This window comes from Emticicia sp. W12TSBA100-4 (assembly GCF_040253585.1).
In the GTDB taxonomy this organism is placed as follows: domain Bacteria; phylum Bacteroidota; class Bacteroidia; order Cytophagales; family Spirosomataceae; genus Emticicia.
In genome coordinates this window covers 148,808-169,656 of the sequence record NZ_JBELAU010000002.1, presented here as the reverse complement: position 1 = coordinate 169,656, position 20,849 = coordinate 148,808, and the positions used below count along the sequence as shown (strand labels likewise).

Below are 20,849 nucleotides of genomic sequence, written 5' to 3'. Positions count from 1 at the left end.
AATATAATATAAAAATCGAATGAAAAAAATAACTTACTTCTTACTAATCTTACTTTGCTCTTTTCAAAGTATAGCCCAAATCTCACTAATTGGGCAAGGATGCGATGGCACACTTAACCAGACTTTAAATTTTATAAGCTACAAAGGATATCTATTCTTCAGCAATGCAGGATGCTCTAATAGACCTGATGGAATTTATAAAACAAATGGAGACTCTCTGGGTACTTTACTACCAAATACAAATTGGATGGGTTTTGACCCTTATCCAGATAGACGAGGAGTCTCTGGAAAATACATTTATTTTGGACAGTCCAATAGCTTATGGGTAATTAATGGAGAAACAAACCAAGTTCAGATGATTAAAGATAATCTTAGCTCGATTCCAACCTATATTAATGATTTAAACGGAATCGCTCTTTTCTCAGAAAATGGAACAAATCTTTGGCGAAGTGACGGTACAGAAGTAGGTACTTATAAAATCAAAGATATGCCAGTAAATAAAATTGTATCTGATGGAACTTACGCTTATATTTCAGACCATGCTGATATATGGAAATCCGATGGTACAGCGGCTGGAACTGTAAAATTAAACTTTGCGGTGATAAATAATGGCGGAATATTAGAATCTGTTGCACCAAGTAGCTTAACCGAATGGAATGGAAATGTTTTTTTTATTTATAACCAACCTCATGGTTATTCATTGAGAAAAATTGTTGGCAATGCGGCAATTACTTTAGGTGCAACTGGTTGCCATCTTGATTGTGGAGGGACTTGTACTGTCTGTGATGGATTTAATAATGTTGGAGGAACTCCTAACTCTATGTACCCTACATCTTCAGGAATTTATTTTTTTGGAGAAGCAAATGCCTCAGGGTCTGGACTTTATGAATTATGGAAAAGTGATGGGACTGTCGGTGGAACGGTTAAAGTAATATCTTTTTCCGCAGGAACTACACCGTATATGCCTATTCGTGCCAATGATTACAACAGTTATCCTAAACAAAATTACGATAACATTTTCTTCTTCACGGCCACAGACCCTACAAATGGAATTGAATTATGGAGGAGCGATGGCACAGCTGCAGGCACATTTATGGTAAAAGATATTAATGCTGGCCCAGCCGACTCAAGACCTCAAGGTTTGGGCGTAATTGATGGAATTTGTTATTTCAGTGCAGTGACTGATGATAACGGTCGTGAGATTTGGAAAAGCAATGGTACAGAAGCTGGAACCATGATGGTTCAAGATTTAAACCCAGGTACTGCCAATGGTGTAATTTCTCCAGAACCACCAAACGAAAACCTTAATAATCGTTGGGCAACTATCTATAATGGGCGTTATTATTTTAAAGGGATTTCTCCAATCGCAGGAGGTAATCTATTTGCTGTGGATGGTTTAAAACATTATGTATATCGTCAATTAACGCCTACTGTAAGTACCATAGACATTGCAAAAAAGGCTATTTTCTTAGAAACAGGTACTTTGATTTTGCCAAGCATTAATGTTTTTTACGAAGGGAAAATACAAAATAATAATTAAGAATATGTATGAAATACAAGAGTGGTCATATTGGTTAAAAAAATACCACTCTTGTAGAAATTTTTACTGACTCTTCGAGTCCTCCTCTCTAAAATCTCTTGCTATTACTTGCCCTTTAGCCACTTTAATGGCATCTTCGGCATATTTTTTGGCTTCTTCTTCTCGGCCAACTTTGTATAATAACTGAGAATAAGTTTTCATTGCAATTGGGTTTTCTGAAATTCTGAGTGATTTACCCAACCATTTCAAAGGCAATTTTAGCTGTTCTTTGTCCGTAATATTTTGGGCAAATCTCCAGCCATAAAGGCGTAATTGGTAAGCAACTTCTTCGTTATAACCGCTCAAAATATCATCACGAAGTAATGTCCATTCTTCGGAAGTGAACTTCGATTTATCTTCGTACTTTTTAAATTCTGCTACTGATTGATTTGTAAGAACTTCGGCATCAATGGCATCAATATAATTGAGGTATGATTTAATACTTTGGCTATAATTTTCCCAGTTCTTGGTAATTTCGTAAAACTCAATTCGATAACTCATCATTAGCATTTCTTTGTTGTAAAGCGGCGTACTTTTCTCGTACCAAAAAGGCGAAATGGCTGCAACTGCCGAGTTCATCAAATCTTCGTTTTTATTGAGCATCGCTTGATTAAAAGATCTATCAATTATGCGGCTCACTCGTTGGCGAATCCCATTAGCATTTTCTTCATTGAACCCTTTTAGATTTTCGGAATTACTTATCAAAATCTTGAATAATTCATCATCCGATGTTTTATTAGTTTGATAAAGATATTCGCACAAAAGCAACATATTTTGCTCAGAACCTAAACTTTTCTTATCCAATCCCAGAGCATAGCCTCTGATTGCTTTATCGAGTTCTTTGATGCTTTTCTCACGCTCTTTATTGCTACCAGTGTGAGCAGCTTGCAAACGTCTAAGCGAGTATAAGTAAAACATTTCGGGGCTTTGCTCGCCTTTACTGAACATTTTATCAAGATATTCCAATGATAAAAAGTTTTCGTTTACCTTAATTGCACGGTTGGCATCTGCCAATAATTCTTTTGGGTTCGATGCAAAATGTGATTTATAGATAAGTTCGCCATCGGCAGTAAAGAAAAAATATGCCGAAGATGCCCCATAATATTTAAACTCACTATTGGCAGATTTATCTCTGAGCGATTCAGAGTTGATTTTCAAACTTATAAAGTTTTCATTGAAAAAACTACCTACTTCAGAAGTCGGAAATACGTTTTGATTCATCCAACGGCTATTACCACCGTAGTTTTCATAAGATATAAAAACCAGCTTGCCATGTTGCTTGGCAAGTTTTTGAGCATTTTCAAAAGTTCCTCGTATAAAATTGACTCCTCGCTCTCCTTGAGCAAATACTTGTGAGGTAAGGCATAGGAAAGCCAATAAAACTAATCTTTTTATGGCGTTAGGTAGAATTAGGATGTTATGTGTTTTGATGTAAAGATTCATAAATGTCTCCGCTTAATCATTTTCTGTATAGCCTTTTCCAAAAAGCATGCCATAATGTCGAGTGCAGAGAATTTAATTTGATTTAAAATAAAAATATAATCGAATTGTAGAAAAGAACAAATTTGAATATTGTAATGTTGTTTTTTTGAAAAATATCAATAAAAAAGTCCCTTTCTACATAGAGCAAAAAGAGACTTTTTGTGGGGGAAATGAAAGGTCATTTATGTCCAATTTTCCAGTAAGGGATTGCAATAACCAATTTATCCTTCGGCTGCCACAATCTGAAAACGACGGATAGCTGCCAACGTAATACCAACAATAATCATGAAAAAACCTATCCAAAGAAGGTTAATATGCGGTTTTTCGGTGGCTTTTAGCACGAGAAATTCTCGCTGACCTCGACTCACAGTAAAGGCAAATTTGCCCGAAACTGGGTCGATTTTAGATAACTGTAAGCGAAGTCCCATTTCATTATTCACTTCAGGTTTACTCCAGACTTCACGGTCACGAATTGCAAAAACTGGTCGCATCGTAACGGCAACGTTTCTGTCCAAAACTTTCACAGTTGCACGAGCCGCTGCATCACCTTCGGCTAATTGCATGCCATCCACTTCTCTAATTCCTTCCACATTTTCAAGAATCGCCACGTAGTCATTGATAAAGAATGTATCACCAACGGCTACCGCAAATTCTTCGGGGCGACTCCAGTCACGCTCATCTTCGGCCACTGGTGGGCCTGAAACGAAAGCATAAATATCTTTATTCCAAAATTTCTTAATATCTGGTGAAAGCACCGTTCCCATTTTCTCATTGTCTTGCACACGTGGATAAAGATTAAACTTCTTGCCGTCTTTGTCCGAATACTCAATCTGGAAGTAGGTGTTTTCTGCTTCGTATTCGAGCGTATCGCCACGTTTAAAATACGTTTTATCGCCATCCACAACATCAGCACGGGCAATTCCTTTATAATTACTGCCAGGAACAGGCCAAACGTATTTTTTCTCAATATACCCAGGTGCATTTCTTACATCAACAAACTGCCCCTTGTAAGTAAATGAAAATTCACTCAATTCAGTTGGACGATTGAGCCACAATAAAGCATTTTCTTTATTATCGCTTTCGTTGGTAAAGATTTTTGCCCCCGAAAAATTCAAAGAAACTACTTTCGAGTAGCCCGACGAAAACATGATTCCAATGAGCATTACTGCTAAACCAATGTGCGTAATTGCTCCACCAGCAACTTTGAATTTTCCTTTCAGAATATCCAACAAAATACTGCCATTGGCCACAATGCTAAACATAGCCGCTGTTAGTAAAATAATATATTTCCAGTTATTTACTTTAGCAAAAGTGATAATTAATGCCGAAGCTAAAAGGCTGATTACGAGCGGATTGATTAGCTTGTTAAGACTTTCTTTTTGGATACGTTTCCACCAAAAAAACTGAGCAACGCCCGAAAGAGCAGTAATCAAAACAAAGAACCACATCTGAAACTGCGTAAAGTGTTCGACCTGATTAGTTGGCAAAGCCATGTTGAGTTTTGCCCCAAAAATTTCTCCTACTTTATTATAAACAGGAATCGAAGTCGTAACGATTACTTGAAAACCTGCCAAGCAAAGCATTAAAACACCCGAAAATACCCAAAATTCACGAGAAAATGTTGAGATTTCTGCTTCATCTTGTGGTAAATGTTTCCATCGAATACTTGAAAGTACAACCGAAACAACGATGAAAGTCAGCAAGTAAATCAATAATTGCCCAGAAAGCCCCAAGTCAGTAAATGAGTGAACCGAAGCATTTCCAAGAATACCACTGCGTGCCAAAAACGTTGAATAAACTATCAAGATAAATTGAGCAAGAACCAAAATAATGGTGTATTTCAGAGCTGTACTATTTTTACGAGCCATGAGCATTGTGTGGAAACTTCCCACCAAAACCAACCACGGCACATAAACGGCATTTTCAACGGGGTCCCAGTTCCAATAACCGCCAAAATTGAGGGTTTCGTAAGCCCAAATTCCACCCATCATAATTCCTGTTCCGAGAACAACCGCCGCAGTTAAAGTCCAAGGTAATGCAGGTTTTATCCACTCCGTATATTGTCTTTTCCAAAGTCCAGCCATACAAAAGGCAAACGGAACGAGCGTCATCGCAAAACCTAAAAATAGGGTAGGAGGGTGAATCACCATCCAATAATTTTGTAATAATGGATTCAATCCGTTACCATCTTTTGGCACAAAGTCTGGATTCGTTTTCCAAATTGGAATATTCGGCATTGATTCTTTCAGAGTCAAAAATGGCGAACTTCCAACTTTAAAATCTCCCCAAAGCACCACACCCAAAATCATCGAAGCCAAGAAAACTTGCACCAACGCAAAAATTGTCATTGTTGGAGCTTCGATGCTTGCATTGCGGGTTTTGCGAAGCGTAGTGTTGATTAATAAAACACCCAAAACAACATTCCAGAACATCCAAAGCAAGAAACTTCCTTCTTGGTCTTGCCAAAAACAAGAAATGGCATAACCAAAAGGCAAACTCCACGAAGAATTATCCCAAGCGTAGTGATATTCAAAATAATGGTTGAAAATAATACTTAATAATGAAGCACAAATAGTAAAAATAGCCAAAGTGTGCACATAAAACGCTCCACGAGCAAATTTAAGCCATTGTTCAGTTATTTGTTTACTACTCAAAATTTGCGGACGAGTGGCTTGCCAATAGGCATAAGTCGAGACAACGGCAGCCACAAAAGATATAATTACGGAAATATGTCCGATATTCCCAACGTATGGTCTTAACATGATAAATATTGTATGAGGCATAAAAACTGAAGCAGTTTTTACCCCCAAAATAATTATGTTTAGTTTGTATTGAAGATAGCAAACAGCCAAAACTCTGAAGTCCCCACTGTGGACTGTCAACTGTAAGCCGTGGACTAAAAAAGTATCAACCTAACCAAGTTGACCAAGGAATACGACTAAGAATTAGAACCAAAGCCAAGCCAAAGAAAATAGCTGATTGCTTAAATTTGCGACCATTACCAACGGCACGTTTCACACGAGCATTACCGATTGTAACCAAAACTACCGCGATGAGGTTAATAGTCGGGTGTTCGATGTAGGCACTTCTGCTGGCAGAATTTGACATTGTTGTTTTCATATCGGCAAAAGCAGCCTGAGCATTTGGCGAAACGAATAATAAAATCAGACCTAACAAAAACATCGTGTGTGTAGCTATCAAAGCAAACTTGTTGATTTTGAGGTGATTCGCTTCAAAACTTTTCTCGCTTGTTGAGCCAATAATTCCGTTAATAGTGGCGGCTGCCAATAATGCAAGTGCCACAAAAGCCAAATATGAGTGAATTGTTAGAATGACTGAATACATAATTTATGAATTTTGTAAGTAAGATTATTAAAATTTTGTGCGAAGTTACGCCATAATCATTTAATAACATAACTTCGCAGATACAGGTTTTGTTACATCTGTGGGGTGAACTGGAAGTTCGCCGAAATATTAAAAACAATCAAATGAAGTTTCTGAAATACTTTTCTTATACATTAATTACTTTATCCTTGCTATTCGCATGGCTTTTCCCGCAATTTTTGCGGTGCTTTTTTGTAGAATACGATAATTTTCAAGAAATTAAACCAAACATTTTCGTAGAAAAAAAAACATCGCAAAAGCAGCAAGATTCATTGATAAAGTATGTTGAAAGTGCCGAAAAACGCCTAAATGGTTTTTGGGGAAGTAAAAACGGGCAAGCAAAAATTATTTTTTGTAAAAATTCAACAACTTACCAAAAATACGCCAAAACCACCGAAGGAGCGGGTTTTAGTATCGGAACACCGCTCGGGTCGTGGATAATTTTGAATCAAGATGGTCTAAACGTTGATGTGATTGCCCACGAAATGTGTCACGACGAACTCATGACCAAACTGGGCTGGTGGAAAACAAAAAAAGAGATTCCTGCATGGTTTGATGAAGGCTTAGCTCTGATGCTCGATTATCGTTTCGTGAGTAGCCAAGATTCTATCCAACGCTACATAGATTACCGAACCGAATTGAATTATCTAAGCCCAGTTCCGATTCCGCTGAATGAACTAAACACCCAAAAAGACTTTTTCGGGCAAGGCGAACTTTTTACCAAAATTGCTTATTTTACTTCGGCCGTTGAAGTTTCTCGCAAGATTTCTTTGAAAGGCAAAAAAGAAATTTTCAGAATCATCAACAAAACTGAAAAGGACGGAAAATTTGAGTTTTAATTTTTAAAGGTGTTGATTATCAGTCACATACAAACAAAAAATGAAAATACTTGATAGGCTCACCCTCAATCCTAAAAGCCTTTTCCTAATTGATGGTTTAGGTGCATTGCTTACGGCATTTCTTACGGGTGTAATACTAAGAAAGTTTGAAGATGCTTTCGGTATGCCGCAAAAACACCTTTGTGTTTTATCAATTTTGGCCTGTATTTTCGCAGTTTATTCAATGAATTGTTATTTTTTTGTAGGTAAAAATTGGTCAACATACTTAAAAATAATTGCGATAGCTAATTTGATGTATTGCCTTCTTACAGCAATCCTCGTAATAGTTCTTTATCAACAACTTACCATTTTAGGAATAATATATTTTATAGGAGAAATCTTGATAATACTCGGTTTAGTTTATGTAGAACTCTCATTTTCTTCAAAAAATACCATAGTATAATTATACAAAATAGTAAAGTTGAATTGCTGCATACTTTTGATTATCAATACTTTACGTTAATCATTCACCATTAATCATTAACCATTACCCCTCAATTCTATTATTTTACAAAAAACTTGACGAACTTTACGAGTTCAAAATACAAAGATTCTAATTTCAATGAATATTCTAATACTTGGTTCGGGTGGACGTGAGCATACTTTTGCTTGGAAAATTGCACAATCAAAAAACTGTACAAATCTTTTCGTGGCTCCTGGTAATGCAGGAACAGCACAAATTGCAACTAATTTGCCAATCGGTGTAAATGATTTTGAAGCCATTGGCAATGCCGTAAAGGAAAATAAAATCGAAATGGTAATCGTAGGCCCCGAAGAGCCTTTGGTGCGTGGAATTGTCGATTTTTTCAAGAAAGACAAAGCTCTCAAGAAAATAAAAATCGTTGGGCCAGATGCTTCTGGGGCAAGACTCGAAGGAAGCAAAGACTTCTCGAAAGGCTTCATGCAGAAGTATAACATTCCTGCGGGGGCTTCACAAACGTTCACAAAAGACACTTTACAAGAAGGTTTAGCTTATCTCGAAACTCAATCTTTACCAATCGTACTGAAAGCAGATGGTTTAGCCGCAGGAAAAGGAGTAATCATTGCCGAAACTAAAGCCGAAGCCCGTCAAACCTTGCACGAAATGCTTGCCGAAGCCAAATTTGGTGATGCGAGCAGCAAAGTACTCATTGAGCAATACCTTTCGGGTATTGAACTTTCTGTATTTGTCTTAACCGATGGTAAAAACTACAAAATTTTACCCGAAGCCAAAGATTATAAGCGTATCGGCGTAAATGATAAAGGCTTAAATACAGGTGGAATGGGGGCTGTGTCGCCAGTGCCATTTGCCGATGCTGAGTTCTTGGGAAAAGTTGAAGAAAGAGTCGTAAAACCAACGCTCGAAGGTTTGCAAGCTGAAGGGATCAAATATGTAGGTTTTATTTTCGTTGGACTAATGAATGTCGATGGAGAACCTTACGTAATTGAGTACAATGCTCGTATGGGCGACCCCGAAACGGAAGTAGTTTTGCCAAGAATCAAGACCGACATGGTAAAATTGATGAAAGCAACGGCCGACGGTAAACTGGATAAAATCAAACTTACGGTTAACCCAAAAGCAGCTATCGCAACAGTTTCGGTAGCAAAGGGTTATCCCGAAGATTATCGCAAAGGCGATGTAATGACGATTCCAGAAGCCGAAAAAGATACGATTATTTTCCATGCTGGCACAAAAATCGCTACTGATGGTTCAGTACAAACCAACGGGGGGCGAGTAATTGTAACGACTGGAATGGCACGCACGCTAAATTCTGCACGTAAAAAGTCGCAGACAATGGCAAAAAAGATTATATTTGACGGAAAATATTTCCGAAACGACATCGGGAAAGATTTATTGAAGTATCTCGAATCGTAAGATGGGCGTAAAACCTGTCAGAATAAGTGACTAATATTTCTCCGAAATATTAAAAAATCAAATCCCATTTGGGATTATGAATCGGCGTTTGTCGCTACGGTAAAATAATTTCATTCTCACGTTCAGACGTAGTATTGAAATTTAACAGATGATTGAAGTTTCATACCTATGGCATGAAAATAATGTTCTTCTATATATTTTACCAATATTTAATTCCTAACGGAATATTTAATACCGATTTGTTATTTTTAATCAAAATAACAAACAATTATTAGGCTTTAAGCCTAAGTTTTCATTAAACCCATTCGTGGGTTGAACTATATATATACATACAAAAATGGGCTGTGGACAATGTTCATCGGGAGGTTGTGGAGCAGTTAAAGCAATAGGCCAAACCGAAAAATCGAATCATAAAACCGTAGCAGGATGCTCTTCTGGAGGCTGCTCGACGGGTGGATGCAATAAAATGAACGCTTACGACTGGTTGTCTAACATGGACGTACCACGCTCGATGCGTTATGATGTAGTCGAAGTAAAATTTAAAGGCGGACGAAAAGAATATTTCCGTAATGCCAATAATCTGGACCTTTACACAGGCGATTTCGTGGTTTGCGAAATGGCTTCGGGCTATCATATCGGTAGTGTTTCTTTGCAAGGCGAATTGGTTCGTCTGCAAATGATTAAAAAAGGCCTCAAAGACAACGACGAACTCCGAAAAATTCTACGAGTAAGCACCGAGCGAGACCTCGAAAAGCACCAGCAGGCCATTGCTCGTGATATGCCAACGATGTATCGTGTGCGTGAAATCTCGAAGGAATTAAAGCTACAAATGAAGATGTCGGACGTAGAATTTCAGTCTGATAATACCAAAGCTACATTCTATTATTCAGCCGATGACCGTGTTGATTTTCGTGAAATGATTAAACTTTTGGCTTCTGAATTTAAAATCAGGGTCGAAATGAAACAAATCAGTTTGCGTCAAGAAGCAGCTCGTGTGGGAGGAATTGGCTCGTGTGGTCGTGAATTATGTTGCTCAACATGGCTCACTGATTTCCGTGCGATTCCGACTTCGGCAGCTCGTTATCAAAATCTTTCGCTCAATCCTGCCAAACTTTCGGGTCAGTGCGGGCGTTTGAAATGTTGTTTAAACTACGAATTAGAGACCTATCTCGATGCTCTAAGCGATATTCCGACGGTAGAAAAACCTCTGAAAACTGAAAAAGGAATTGCTGTTTTGCAGAAAACTGACATTTTCCGTCGTATCATGTGGTTTAGCTACAACAACGACATTAATTGGCATTCATTACCGATTCATCAAGTGGTAGAAATCATGAAGATGAATGAAAAAGGTATTTTGCCAAATTCGTTGGAAGACCTAAATCTGATTGATTCGGTAGTAGTTGATAAAAACGCTCCAAGAAACTCAGATTTAGACCGTCTGGATAAAAAATATACTGATAAAGGCAAAAAGCCACAGCAAAATTCAGGCAATAAAAACCAACAAAATCGCCCAAATCAGCCGCAACAAAATCGTGGAAATAATAATCCAGATGTGGCTAAACAAGAAGTCATTGCTCCGAAAAACAATAATCAACCACAGAACAAAGGCGGACAACCGCAGGGTGGCTCTCCGCAGGGCGGCTCTCCGCAAGGTGGAAAACCACAAGGTAATCAGCAGGGCAGCTCTCCACAAAAGCAAGGGAATAATCCTCAAAAAAATAATCAGCAAGGGGCAAATAACCAGAATCGTAATAATGCGGTTCAAGCAAATAATCCTCCGCAGGGTGGACAAAAACCACAACAGGGCGGCTCTCCGCAAGGGGGTTCTCAGCAAAATCAAGGGAAAAACCAACCAAACCCGAATAAACAAGGCGGAAATCCGAATCAGCAGGGAGGACAACCAAATAACCAGCAAAAACAGGCGAGTCAACAACCAAGGCCACAGCAACAGGGCGGACAAAACCCTAACAAGCAAGGGCAACCGCAGGGTGGATCTCCGCAAGGACAAGGAGCAAAACAACCAAATACTCCTCAGCCTTCGCAGCAAGGCGGAAAACCAAACCCGCAACAGAATCAGAATCGCCCGAATAACCAAGGAGGAAGCCAAGGGAAACCGCAGCATCCTCAGCACAAAAAAGGTAGTGGGCCAAACAATAACCCTCAGAATAAGCAAGGTGGCGAAAAACCAAATCCAACTCCGCCCAATAAGCCAAACACTGAGCAACAATAATTAAATAAAAACGGACGTGATAAACATAAAATGGGTATCACGTCCGTTTCAAAATAGGTACAGTCGAAAAATAAGATTAGATAGATGAATAATAAACAAAAATTGGTGAAATTCTTTAAAAAATCATTGACTATTAGCTCCATGCTCGTGCTTTCGGTGTGGGTTTTATCGTGCGATAGTAATGCAATTTTTAAATCTTACGAAGATTTGAAAGATACCAATTGGTACGTAAAAAACATTCCTTCGTTTACGTTTGAAGTCAAAGACGAAACCGTGCCTTACAATATCTATCTCTTGATTCGTAATGCTTCTCAATATCCTTACAATAACCTTTATGTAACTCGCTACATCTACGGGCCAGATGGCAAACAAATTAGCAATCGCCTCGAAGAAGTGACGCTTTTTGACCCGAAAACTGGAAAGCCATTAGGTGAAGGATTGGGCGATATCTGGGACCATAAAGTGCTTTCAACTCGTAATTACATGTTTCCCAAGAAAGGGAAATATACGATAAAATTGAAGCAATATATGCGTCAAGACCCGCTCCCGTACGTGATGTCGGTTGGTGTAAGCGTTGAAAAACCATTACCGCCAAAACAATAATCTATTATTTGAAGTTTGAAGTTTTAAACCTGAGTTATAAGTTTTAAACCAGATAACTCAGCATCTAACAGGAAAGCCTGTCAAAAACTAAGAACTCTGAATTTTATGCCTTTTATACCTCTTTTCCCGCTAAATTTAGTGGTCTTTCCGCATGAAGACCTCAATCTACATATATTCGAACCTCGTTATCGTCAGTTAATTAACGAGTGTCTCGACGAAAAAAAAACTTTCGGAATACCTTCGTTTGTGAATAGTAAATTACTTGGTTATGGCACAGAAGTAGAAGTCAAACAACTCTCTAAACGCTACGGCGATGGCCGAATGGACATTAAAACCAAGGGCTTACGTATTTTCAGAATCGTCGATTTTCAGAATCCAGCCAAAGATAAATTATACGCTGGAGGCGATGTGGTTTTTGTAGAGAATGAAGATTTGAGCGAAGTTATTAACCCATATTTATTAAGTTTGGTCGAAAAACTGTATCGACTTTTGAAAGTAAAAGTTGACTACGAAAAGCCAGAATATATGCCTTTTAGCTATCGAATTGCTCATAAAATTGGCATTTCGATGCAAGAAGAATACGAGATTTTGACAACTTCCAGCGAAAAAATTAGACAAGAAATTCTGATTGATCACCTCGAAAGAATTATTCCTGTGGTGACTGAAGTCGAACGAACCAAAGAGAGAATCGCCATGAATGGCCACTTTAAAGAACTCGACCCTTTGAATTTTTAGGAAAATGCTTGCCGTTCTTTTATTGTTTGGAATTTTGTTTCTGTATCTCTTTACAAGCATTTTTTCACTACATCGACGTTCGCTTGATTGGAATGGTGAAGGTTCTATACTGAAAACTCCTCAAACTTATCGTGCTAAGTTTTTTTCATTGACTGACATTCTTATGTTGTCTTTGGTTTTCATGGCGATTGCCATTTTTTTGATTAGTTTCAGTGTTAAAAATGACTCAATTGCTCAACTTTTGGTCATTTTCATAGCTATTGCTTCTTTGCTTGTACCTTTTTTACATTTCCGAATCAAGTATCAATATTGGCAGCAAAATCGCCAGAAAGATTATGTTTTCGATCCAATCAGTAAGGAAATTACTATTGTTGGTGAGTATTCTACGTCGTTTTCTTTTGATGATATTCAAGTTTTGGAACATCACATTTCTACGAATAAATTCACCCAAGGATATATAAAATTAATTTTTAAAGACGGACGCCCACCCGTTTTTCTTACGCCACTCTTGCCTTGTTATGCTCTTTTACCCGATTTCTTTGTAAGTGTAGAAAAACACCTCATTAATCAAAGAATTTTTGGAATTGGTTGATTATATTTACTGCTTTCTAAGGCATTCATCAACCCTAATTCATCAAAAATGAGAAAATTATCTCTACTGATTGTTATTCAATTTATTGTTCAAATCGCTTTTGGCCAAGCCCTTACGGTCGAAAAAATCATGCAAGACCAATCAAAGTGGATTGGCACCTCACCAAGTAATATTTTTTGGTCAGAAGATGGCAAAACGCTTTACTTTTCGTGGAATCCCGATAAAAACAAAGGTGATTCGCTCTATAAATTTGTTTTACCTGACCGAACACCCGTGAAAGTTACTCCCAAAGAACGTCGAGCTTTACCTACTCAGTCGGGTACTTACAGTCCAAGCCGCTCAATGAAGGTTTATGAAAAGCAAGGCGAACTCTATTTACTTTATACAAAAACCTTAAAAATCAAGCAATTAACCAACACCATTGAGCGTGAATCGAATCCGTATTTTAGTGGAGACGAAACCAAGATTATTTTCGGAAGAAGCAATAATTTATTTAGCATGAGCTTAGAAGATGGTTCGGTTACGCAGTTATCTAATTTCTTGACAGGAAGCAAAAGAGCCGAAGCAAAACCTGCCAATGAGGAAGAAAAATGGCTAAAAGCCGACCAATTGGCCATGTTTGAGGTTCTGAAAGAACGCAAAGAAAAGAAAGATGAAGCCGATAAATTGGCTAAACTCGACCAAGCCAAACGTCCAAAAGAAATTTACACAGAAGATAAAGCGTTAGAACAACCACAAATTAGCCCCGATTTACGATACATTACTTATAGACTTTCGGTGCAACCCAAAAACGCCAAAACCACGATTGTGCCAAGTTATGTAACCGAGTCGGGTTTTACGGAAGATATTGCCGCTCGTACAAAGGTTGGTTCACCTTTGGCAACGTATGAGAATTTTGTTTACGATATAAAAAAGGATACTGTTTATCAGGTAATTACGAAAGACATCCCAGGAATTATGGACCAACCAGAATTCTTGAAGGATTATGCCAAGAAAGATACAACTAAGAAGAAACCAATGGCTCGCAAAGTAATCGTTTTAGGGCCGATTTGGTCGCCAAGTGGTGCGTATGCGGTTGTAAATATTCGTTCGGTTGATAATAAAGACCGTTGGATTATGCAACTCGACCCTGCTACTGGCAAACTAAAATTACTCGACCGCCAACACGACGAAGCATGGGTTGCTGGCCCAGGAATTGGCTTTAATTTCGGTGGCGGAGGTTTAGGTTGGGTCGATTCCCAAACGCTGTATTTTCAGTCAGAAGCCGACGGTTACTCGCATCTTTACACCATAAATTTAGTAACAGGCGAAAAAAAGCAACTTACGAAAGGCAAATTTGAGGTACAGCAAGCTCAACTTTCAAGAGATAAAAAATCGTTTTATTTGACTACCAACGAAGTGCACCCAGGCGAACAACATTTCTACAAAATGTCGGTTGAAGGTGGCGAAAGAGTAAAATTGACAAATATGGTTGGGGCAAATGATGTAATGCTTTCGCCCGATGAATCAACTTTGGCGATTCGTTATTCATACATTAATAAGCCATGGGAATTGTTTTTGCAAGAAAATAAACCCAATGCAAAAGCTGAGCAATTGACAAATTCGTTAACTGATGAATTTAAGGCGTATGCTTGGAAAGATGCCAAAGTAATTTCGTTTACAGCTCGTGATGGCGTAGAGGTTTTTGCCCGAATTTATGAGCCAACAGCTAAATTAAAGAACAAAAAAGCGGTTGTATTTGTCCACGGAGCAGGCTATTTACAAAATGCTCATAAGTGGTGGAGCCAATATTCGAGAGAGTATATGTTTCATAATTTATTGGTTGATAAAGGTTATACAGTTTTGGATATTGACTATCGTGCGAGTGCGGGCTACGGTCGTGACCACCGTACAGGAATCTATCGCTTTATGGGCGGAAAAGATTTGGAAGATAACGTTGATGGAGCAAAATTGTTGGTTTCAAAATATGGCATTGACCCTAAGAAAATAGGTGTTTATGGTGGCTCTTATGGTGGTTTTATTACTTTAATGGCCATGTTTACGACGCCTGATGTTTTTGCGGCAGGTGCGGCACTTCGCCCTGTGACCGACTGGGCAGCTTATAATCATGGTTATACTGCTAATATTTTGAACGAACCACAAACCGATAGTTTGGCTTATCGTAAAAGTTCGCCAATTTACCACGCAGCGGGTTTGAAAGGGCATTTATTGATTTGCCACGGTATGGTTGATGTGAATGTGCATATTCAAGATTCGTATCGTTTGGTGCAACGCCTTATTGAACTCAAGAAAGAAAACTGGGAAATGGCCAGCTATCCGATGGAAGACCACGGTTTTGTAGAGCCAACTTCTTGGATGGATGAATATAAGCGTATTTTGAAGTTATTTGAGGAGAAGTTGAAGTAGCCCTCGACTCCGCTCGGGCGATGCAATGCTGCCTGAGCGGAGTCGAAGACATAAAAATGTGGCACACCTGTTTATCGCTGATAACAAGGTGTGCCACGTTTGTTTTTTTGGTGGTTGAGAGGAGTCGAAACTACTATCCGTGACACGCATAGCGTGCCACGGAAACTTTCTTTATTTCAAAATCGGCTCTAAATCGGCACGATTATCTGATAACCATTGCGTAATATCTTTCACGATTTCTTCTACACCAATTTCTGGTTTCCAACCCGTTAGGGAAGTTACTTTTGAGTTATCGGTTACGTACAAACGAATATCCGCAGGGCGATTTTCTTTGATTTTATTAATCGGAATCGTTTTGCCTGTTACTCTTTGGCAAATTTCGGTCAATTCCTGCAATGAAACACTTACATCAACACCACCACCTGCATTTAGAATTTCGCCGTTTACTTTATCAAAATTGTGTAATTGCCAATCAATCAAGCGATAAAGGTCAGCCACGTGCAGAATATCACGGGTTTGTTTTCCTTCGCCACCATAACCGATGTAGGCAAGTTGCTGCTCAAAGAAGTGTTTGGCAATCCAAAGCACCATTACGCCTTGGTCAACTTTACCCATTTGCCACGGGCCAGTAAGCACGCCACAACGGTTGATAACGGTCGGTAATTTATAAAATTCGTTATATTCTTGAATGATTAATTCAGAAGCCAGTTTGGTTGTTCCATAAAGTGAACGAACACCATCCAAAGGAAAATCTTCGGCAATACCTTTGGCAGAAACGCCTTTAACTGGTTGATTATCAGTCAATACAAAACGAGTTTCTTTTTCTTCAAAATCTAAGGTTTCGATGGTTTTGATTGGATAAACTCGGCTCGTAGAAAGGAAAATGAACTTTGCGTTGCATTTTACGGCATAATTTAAGCAATTAACCGTTCCGAAAAGGTTGGTATTAATCAAATAATCGGGCGTTCCACCATTGATGCCTGCCAAAACCGAAGGCTCGGCCGAAGCCTCAATTACAGTGTCAACAATCGGAAGAGCATCAAAATCTTCTTTGCTACGAATATCTCCGTGTACGAATGTGATTCCTGCTTTTCCGAGGCGAGATACGTTTAATTCTGAACCTTTACGACGAAGATTATCGAGACAATAAATTTCGTAAGATGGATAATTTGCTTTCAACGAAAGAGCTAAGGCCGAACCCACAAACCCTGCTCCGCCTGTGATAAGTATTTTCATAAACGATTGATTTTCCTGAAGGGAAAAATTCTTAAATTTTATTGGTTGATAAGACTATGCAGCCTCTTTTTGATACTGTATTTTGAAGTGAAATTCATTCATTAGTTCAGAAAGTTCATTCACTAAATTTTCGCAAATAGTTTCGTATTGGTCTATCTGAGTTTGAATTCCATTGAGTTTTTTATGAGATAGAATAATCGACTCAGTTTCTTGAATTTGCTCTAAAAGGTCAGTTATTCGAGCTAATTTATCATCATTAATATTCATATCCATTGAAAGTTAGTTTTATGAAACCTTTTAGAAAACGTTTTCCTTGGCGATTTCTTCGAGTGTAGCCAAACCAGTTTGCCCAATAAGCTTTTTCTATTTGAAAAAGTGGATATTGTGGACTATCAATATCATATTCAGCAATGGTATAAGCATCAACTTTATAACTTAATTTTGCTTCCTTTGACTTGAATAAATTCTCAATTTCCGCTCCTTTCTGTTTTAGAATATGAGCATCTATAATCAAAACAATATCAATATCATTGGGGTTGACTTTTTTTGTAATAAAACTGCCATCTATCCAAATTTCAAAAGAAGTTTTAGTAAAGTTATAAAAGTTAGTTAAAAACTTCACTAAGCCTTCATAAATTAATTCCCTTGTTTGGCTTTCTTGAAATTGATTATCGAAATTTTGTTTCAAAAATTCCAAGTTAACTATTTTATCCTCGGTTTGAGAAAGATTATTTCGTTCATCAAATTGTATTTTCATTGGACAATTTTCTATGATTAACTAAATTTAATCTTCAATCAATGCCCACCATTAGAATTTCCGTTCACAGTCCACGGAATACGTTTTAGATTGATGTTTTCGGTTGGACGAATTACTAATGGCACTTTTTCAACTTTTACTGCACTACTATCAAGTCCAAACCATTTATCTTCAGAAGGCGTAAAACCTTTGATAAAGAAGTAGGCTTTCATGATAAGATTTTCGTAGAAGGAAAGTTGATTATCATAAGACAAGAATTTTTCGAGAACTACAAATCTAAAATCTCCGATCACATTATGGCGGTTCAATGATTCATAACGACTACGAATATCAACTTCACCATTTTTCACCATATCTTCCAAAACTCTTCTGAAATAAAGATTTATCTTGTTTGGCACTCGGAAACCCAAACGGAAATTTACTTTATAAACATCATCATCAGCTACGGTCATGACTTTATACTCCATTGTATAAGGGTCATCAACGGTATCGATATGTACAAACCAATATACATCGGCACGTTTGGGTCGTTTCTGAAAAATAGAGTAGATAATCTTATTTTCAATTTCTGAAGCACGCCCTGCATTACTCAAAAATACTAAGTGAGTGGCGTATTTTGGTACGGTAATGTCGGAACTTAATTCTTTCAATGAGTCTGTATATTTGCTTAGTTTCTCATATTCGGTCAACCTTGCTTTGATTTTTGAGGCACTCAACCAAATATACATGACGCCAATCATTGCGAGGGCAATCAGCATCGAAACCCAACCACCATGCATGAATTTTTGGAGGTTAGCAATCAAGAAGCAACATTCTATGAAAAAGAAAATACAAAAATAAATAACTACCCATGCAAATCTTGATTTTTTTGCATAGAGGTAATAGCTAAACAAAAAAGTGTTCATGAGCATTGTCAGGACAATAGCCAAGCCGTAAGCGGCCTCCATTGCGGTCGAAACTAATACCTTATGTCCTTCTTTAATCGTCATTTCATCAGCTACTCGACTGAAATAAGTAATAACACCAATACAGCCGATATAGAGCATGATATTTACACTCGGAATATAAATTTGTCCTTTTTGGTCAGAAGGAAAATTGATTTTAATTTTCGGCCAAAAATTTAAACGAATAGCTTCCGAAACGAGCGTAAAAACCCCAGTAAGCATGGCTTGGCTGGCAATGATAGTGGCCATTGCTGCAATGACAATGCCGATGGGTAGAAACCATTCGGGCATAATATCATAAAACGGGCTACGACTGCCGAGTTTCTGCCCACTAAGATTCATTACATAAACCCCCTGCCCAAAATAATTGAGCAACAAACAAACCTTAACCAAAATCCAACTGATACGAATATTGCCACGCCCAACGTGACCCATATCAGAGTAAAGAGCCTCAGCACCAGTAGTACACAAAAAAACCGACCCTAATAAAAAGAATCCGCCTGGATGGTGCGTCAATAGTCGGTAAGCATAGTAAGGATTGAGAGCCTTGAAGACCGAAAAATCTTGAAAAACCTGTATTGCTCCGAAAGTACCGAGCATCACAAACCAAACGGTCATAATAGGTCCAAAGGCTTTTCCTACTGCATTTGTGCCTAAGATTTGTACGAAAAATAAACCAGAAATGATGGCAATAACAATCGGTACTACTTGAATATTTGGGTATAAAATAAGAAGACCTTCAACTGCAGATGAAACCGAAATAGGAGGAGTAATAATACTGTCGGCAATCATTGTACTTCCTCCAATAATAGCAGGAATCGTGAGCCAACGGGCGTGTCTTCTTACGAGAGTATATAATGCAAAAATCCCCCCTTCGCCTCTATTATCTGCTCTTAAAATTAAGATTACGTATTTAGCAGTAGTTTGGAGAGTTAGCGTCCAAAACACACATGACAGTGCTCCAAAAATAATTTCTTCACTAATAATTTCATTTCCAGCAATTGCTTTTAAAACATAGAGTGGAGATGTTCCAATATCCCCAAAAACTATTCCGAGAGCAATTAGTAGTCCAGCAGCAGATACTTTATCGAGATGGTGATGGCTATTACTATGCTCATTGTCAATTTGACTCACTTCAATTATTGATTATTTGTAAAAAAAAGTTTGCAAATATAGAGTTTCGTGAGCAATTCAAAGAAATTTTAAATAAAAATGTTTTGTGAAGCCACTTTCATTCCCAACTTTGCAAAGTTATTTAATGCCATTTCATGCATTACTTCAAAAATTACAATTTACAACAAAACCAAATAATTGATAGTCAACTATGTACGAAAACATAATCTTAGAAATCTCTGATGGTGTTTCTACCATCACACTCAACCGTCCACAAGTGTATAATGCTCTTAGTACGGCCCTCATCAACGAAATAACGCAAGCAGTTGAAGTTTCTTCCGCCGACACTTCGGTACGTGTGATCGTCATTACGGGAGTGGGTGATAAAGCCTTTTGTTCGGGTGCAGATTTGAAAGCTGGAATGGATAGTGGCCTCACTTCACTGGGCGATTCGCTTCGCAAAAATTACAACCCAATGGTTCGGGCAATCAGAAATGCCGAAAAGCCAGTTATTTGCCGCATGAATGGTATAGCCGCAGGAGCGGGAATGTCGTTGGCTTTGGCTTGTGATTTGATTATTGCCAATAAAGATGCATATATGAGCGAACTTTTTGTAGGAATCGGCCTAATGCCTGATGCTGGTTCGATGTATTTTTTGCCGAGAATTGTGGGGATGCAAAAAGCATTTGAATTATGTAGCACCGGGCGAAAAGTTTACATGGAAGAGGCACTGAGTTTAGGTTTAGTAACAAAAATAGTGCCTTATGAGGTTCTTGACGAAGCTGTAAATGAACTAAAAGAATATTATAAAACTGCCCCCACCAAGTCAATCGGATTGATGAAAAGGGTTTTGAGTCAATCATTTAGTAGCACTGTCGAGGAAATACTGGAACAAGAAGCAGAGAATCAAGATAGTTTGGGCAAAACACATGATTTTGCTGAAGGAGTAATGGCTTTTTTGCAAAAACGTAAGCCCTTATTTAAAGGAAAATGAGCTAAAAGCAACTTATCTTTTTAAACCTTCGTCATATAGCTATCTAATCGAAGCTTACAAG

General features: G+C 38.1%; 17 protein-coding genes. 10 read left to right on the top strand and 7 right to left on the bottom strand.

What is annotated here, in order from left to right; genetic code table 11:
* Positions 1 to 19 precede the first annotated feature (19 nt).
* Complete coding sequence (locus ABR854_RS02935; protein WP_350263855.1) at positions 20 to 1,540, top strand: ELWxxDGT repeat protein; 1,521 nt, start codon at positions 20 to 22, stop codon at positions 1,538 to 1,540.
* 63 nt (positions 1,541 to 1,603) lie between these two features.
* Here ABR854_RS02935 and ABR854_RS02930 read toward each other — a convergent pair whose 3' ends face one another.
* The 3 genes from ABR854_RS02930 to ABR854_RS02920 form a co-directional block, all read right to left on the bottom strand.
* Complete coding sequence (locus ABR854_RS02930) at positions 1,604 to 3,022, bottom strand: hypothetical protein (RefSeq protein WP_350263854.1); 1,419 nt, start codon at positions 3,020 to 3,022, stop codon at positions 1,604 to 1,606.
* A 260-nt stretch (positions 3,023 to 3,282) separates the two neighbouring features.
* The gene (gene ccsA, locus ABR854_RS02925; RefSeq protein WP_350263853.1) at positions 3,283 to 5,823 is read right to left on the bottom strand and encodes a cytochrome c biogenesis protein CcsA; all 2,541 of its coding nucleotides are present in this window, start codon (positions 5,821 to 5,823) and stop codon (positions 3,283 to 3,285) included.
* Between the two features lie 145 nt (positions 5,824 to 5,968).
* Positions 5,969 to 6,406 (bottom strand): hypothetical protein, encoded by a 438-nt coding sequence (locus tag ABR854_RS02920; protein WP_350263852.1) that lies wholly within the window; start codon positions 6,404 to 6,406, stop codon positions 5,969 to 5,971.
* 143 nt (positions 6,407 to 6,549) lie between these two features.
* On the opposite strand from ABR854_RS02920, the gene ABR854_RS02915 reads away from it, so the two are divergent.
* The 8 genes from ABR854_RS02915 to ABR854_RS02880 all read left to right on the top strand — a co-directional run bounded on the left by ABR854_RS02915 (position 6,550) and on the right by ABR854_RS02880 (position 15,744).
* Positions 6,550 to 7,284 (top strand): hypothetical protein, encoded by a 735-nt coding sequence (locus ABR854_RS02915; RefSeq protein WP_350263851.1) that lies wholly within the window; start codon positions 6,550 to 6,552, stop codon positions 7,282 to 7,284.
* Between the two features lie 40 nt (positions 7,285 to 7,324).
* Positions 7,325 to 7,726: a hypothetical protein gene (locus ABR854_RS02910; RefSeq protein WP_350263850.1), complete on the top strand. Its 402-nt coding sequence runs from the start codon at positions 7,325 to 7,327 to the stop codon at positions 7,724 to 7,726.
* 159 nt (positions 7,727 to 7,885) lie between these two features.
* Complete coding sequence (gene purD / locus ABR854_RS02905; protein ID WP_350263849.1) at positions 7,886 to 9,178, top strand: phosphoribosylamine--glycine ligase; 1,293 nt, start codon at positions 7,886 to 7,888, stop codon at positions 9,176 to 9,178.
* 337 nt (positions 9,179 to 9,515) lie between these two features.
* Positions 9,516 to 11,408 carry a PSP1 domain-containing protein gene (locus ABR854_RS02900; protein WP_350263848.1) on the top strand — a complete coding sequence of 631 codons (1,893 nt, stop codon included), beginning with the start codon at positions 9,516 to 9,518 and terminating at the stop codon, positions 11,406 to 11,408.
* An 84-nt stretch (positions 11,409 to 11,492) separates the two neighbouring features.
* Positions 11,493 to 12,011 carry a gliding motility lipoprotein GldH gene (locus ABR854_RS02895; protein WP_350263847.1) on the top strand — a complete coding sequence of 173 codons (519 nt, stop codon included), beginning with the start codon at positions 11,493 to 11,495 and terminating at the stop codon, positions 12,009 to 12,011.
* Positions 12,012 to 12,116: 105 nt separating this feature from the next.
* Positions 12,117 to 12,746: an LON peptidase substrate-binding domain-containing protein gene (locus ABR854_RS02890; RefSeq protein WP_350263846.1), complete on the top strand. Its 630-nt coding sequence runs from the start codon at positions 12,117 to 12,119 to the stop codon at positions 12,744 to 12,746.
* A gap of 4 nt (positions 12,747 to 12,750) precedes the next feature.
* The gene (locus ABR854_RS02885) at positions 12,751 to 13,338 is read left to right on the top strand and encodes a PH domain-containing protein (protein ID WP_350263845.1); all 588 of its coding nucleotides are present in this window, start codon (positions 12,751 to 12,753) and stop codon (positions 13,336 to 13,338) included.
* 48 nt (positions 13,339 to 13,386) lie between these two features.
* Positions 13,387 to 15,744: a prolyl oligopeptidase family serine peptidase gene (locus ABR854_RS02880; protein WP_350263844.1), complete on the top strand. Its 2,358-nt coding sequence runs from the start codon at positions 13,387 to 13,389 to the stop codon at positions 15,742 to 15,744.
* Positions 15,745 to 15,915: 171 nt separating this feature from the next.
* On the opposite strand, the gene ABR854_RS02875 is transcribed toward ABR854_RS02880, so the two are convergent.
* From ABR854_RS02875 to ABR854_RS02860, 4 genes are read right to left on the bottom strand one after another with little or no spacing between them, the layout of a single operon-like run.
* The gene (locus tag ABR854_RS02875; protein WP_350263843.1) at positions 15,916 to 16,980 is read right to left on the bottom strand and encodes an NAD-dependent epimerase/dehydratase family protein; all 1,065 of its coding nucleotides are present in this window, start codon (positions 16,978 to 16,980) and stop codon (positions 15,916 to 15,918) included.
* A 54-nt stretch (positions 16,981 to 17,034) separates the two neighbouring features.
* On the bottom strand, positions 17,035 to 17,253 hold the full coding sequence (locus tag ABR854_RS02870) for a hypothetical protein (protein WP_350263842.1): 219 nt from the start codon (positions 17,251 to 17,253) through the stop codon (positions 17,035 to 17,037).
* The gene (locus ABR854_RS02865) at positions 17,237 to 17,737 is read right to left on the bottom strand and encodes a DUF6932 family protein (RefSeq protein ID WP_350263841.1); all 501 of its coding nucleotides are present in this window, start codon (positions 17,735 to 17,737) and stop codon (positions 17,237 to 17,239) included. The genes ABR854_RS02870 and ABR854_RS02865 overlap by 17 nt, the downstream gene beginning before the upstream one ends.
* 38 nt (positions 17,738 to 17,775) lie before the next feature.
* Positions 17,776 to 19,815 (bottom strand): KUP/HAK/KT family potassium transporter, encoded by a 2,040-nt coding sequence (locus ABR854_RS02860; RefSeq protein ID WP_350263840.1) that lies wholly within the window; start codon positions 19,813 to 19,815, stop codon positions 17,776 to 17,778.
* A 190-nt stretch (positions 19,816 to 20,005) separates the two neighbouring features.
* On the opposite strand from ABR854_RS02860, the gene ABR854_RS02855 reads away from it, so the two are divergent.
* The gene (locus ABR854_RS02855; protein ID WP_350263839.1) at positions 20,006 to 20,788 is read left to right on the top strand and encodes an enoyl-CoA hydratase/isomerase family protein; all 783 of its coding nucleotides are present in this window, start codon (positions 20,006 to 20,008) and stop codon (positions 20,786 to 20,788) included.
* Positions 20,789 to 20,849 lie beyond the last annotated feature (61 nt).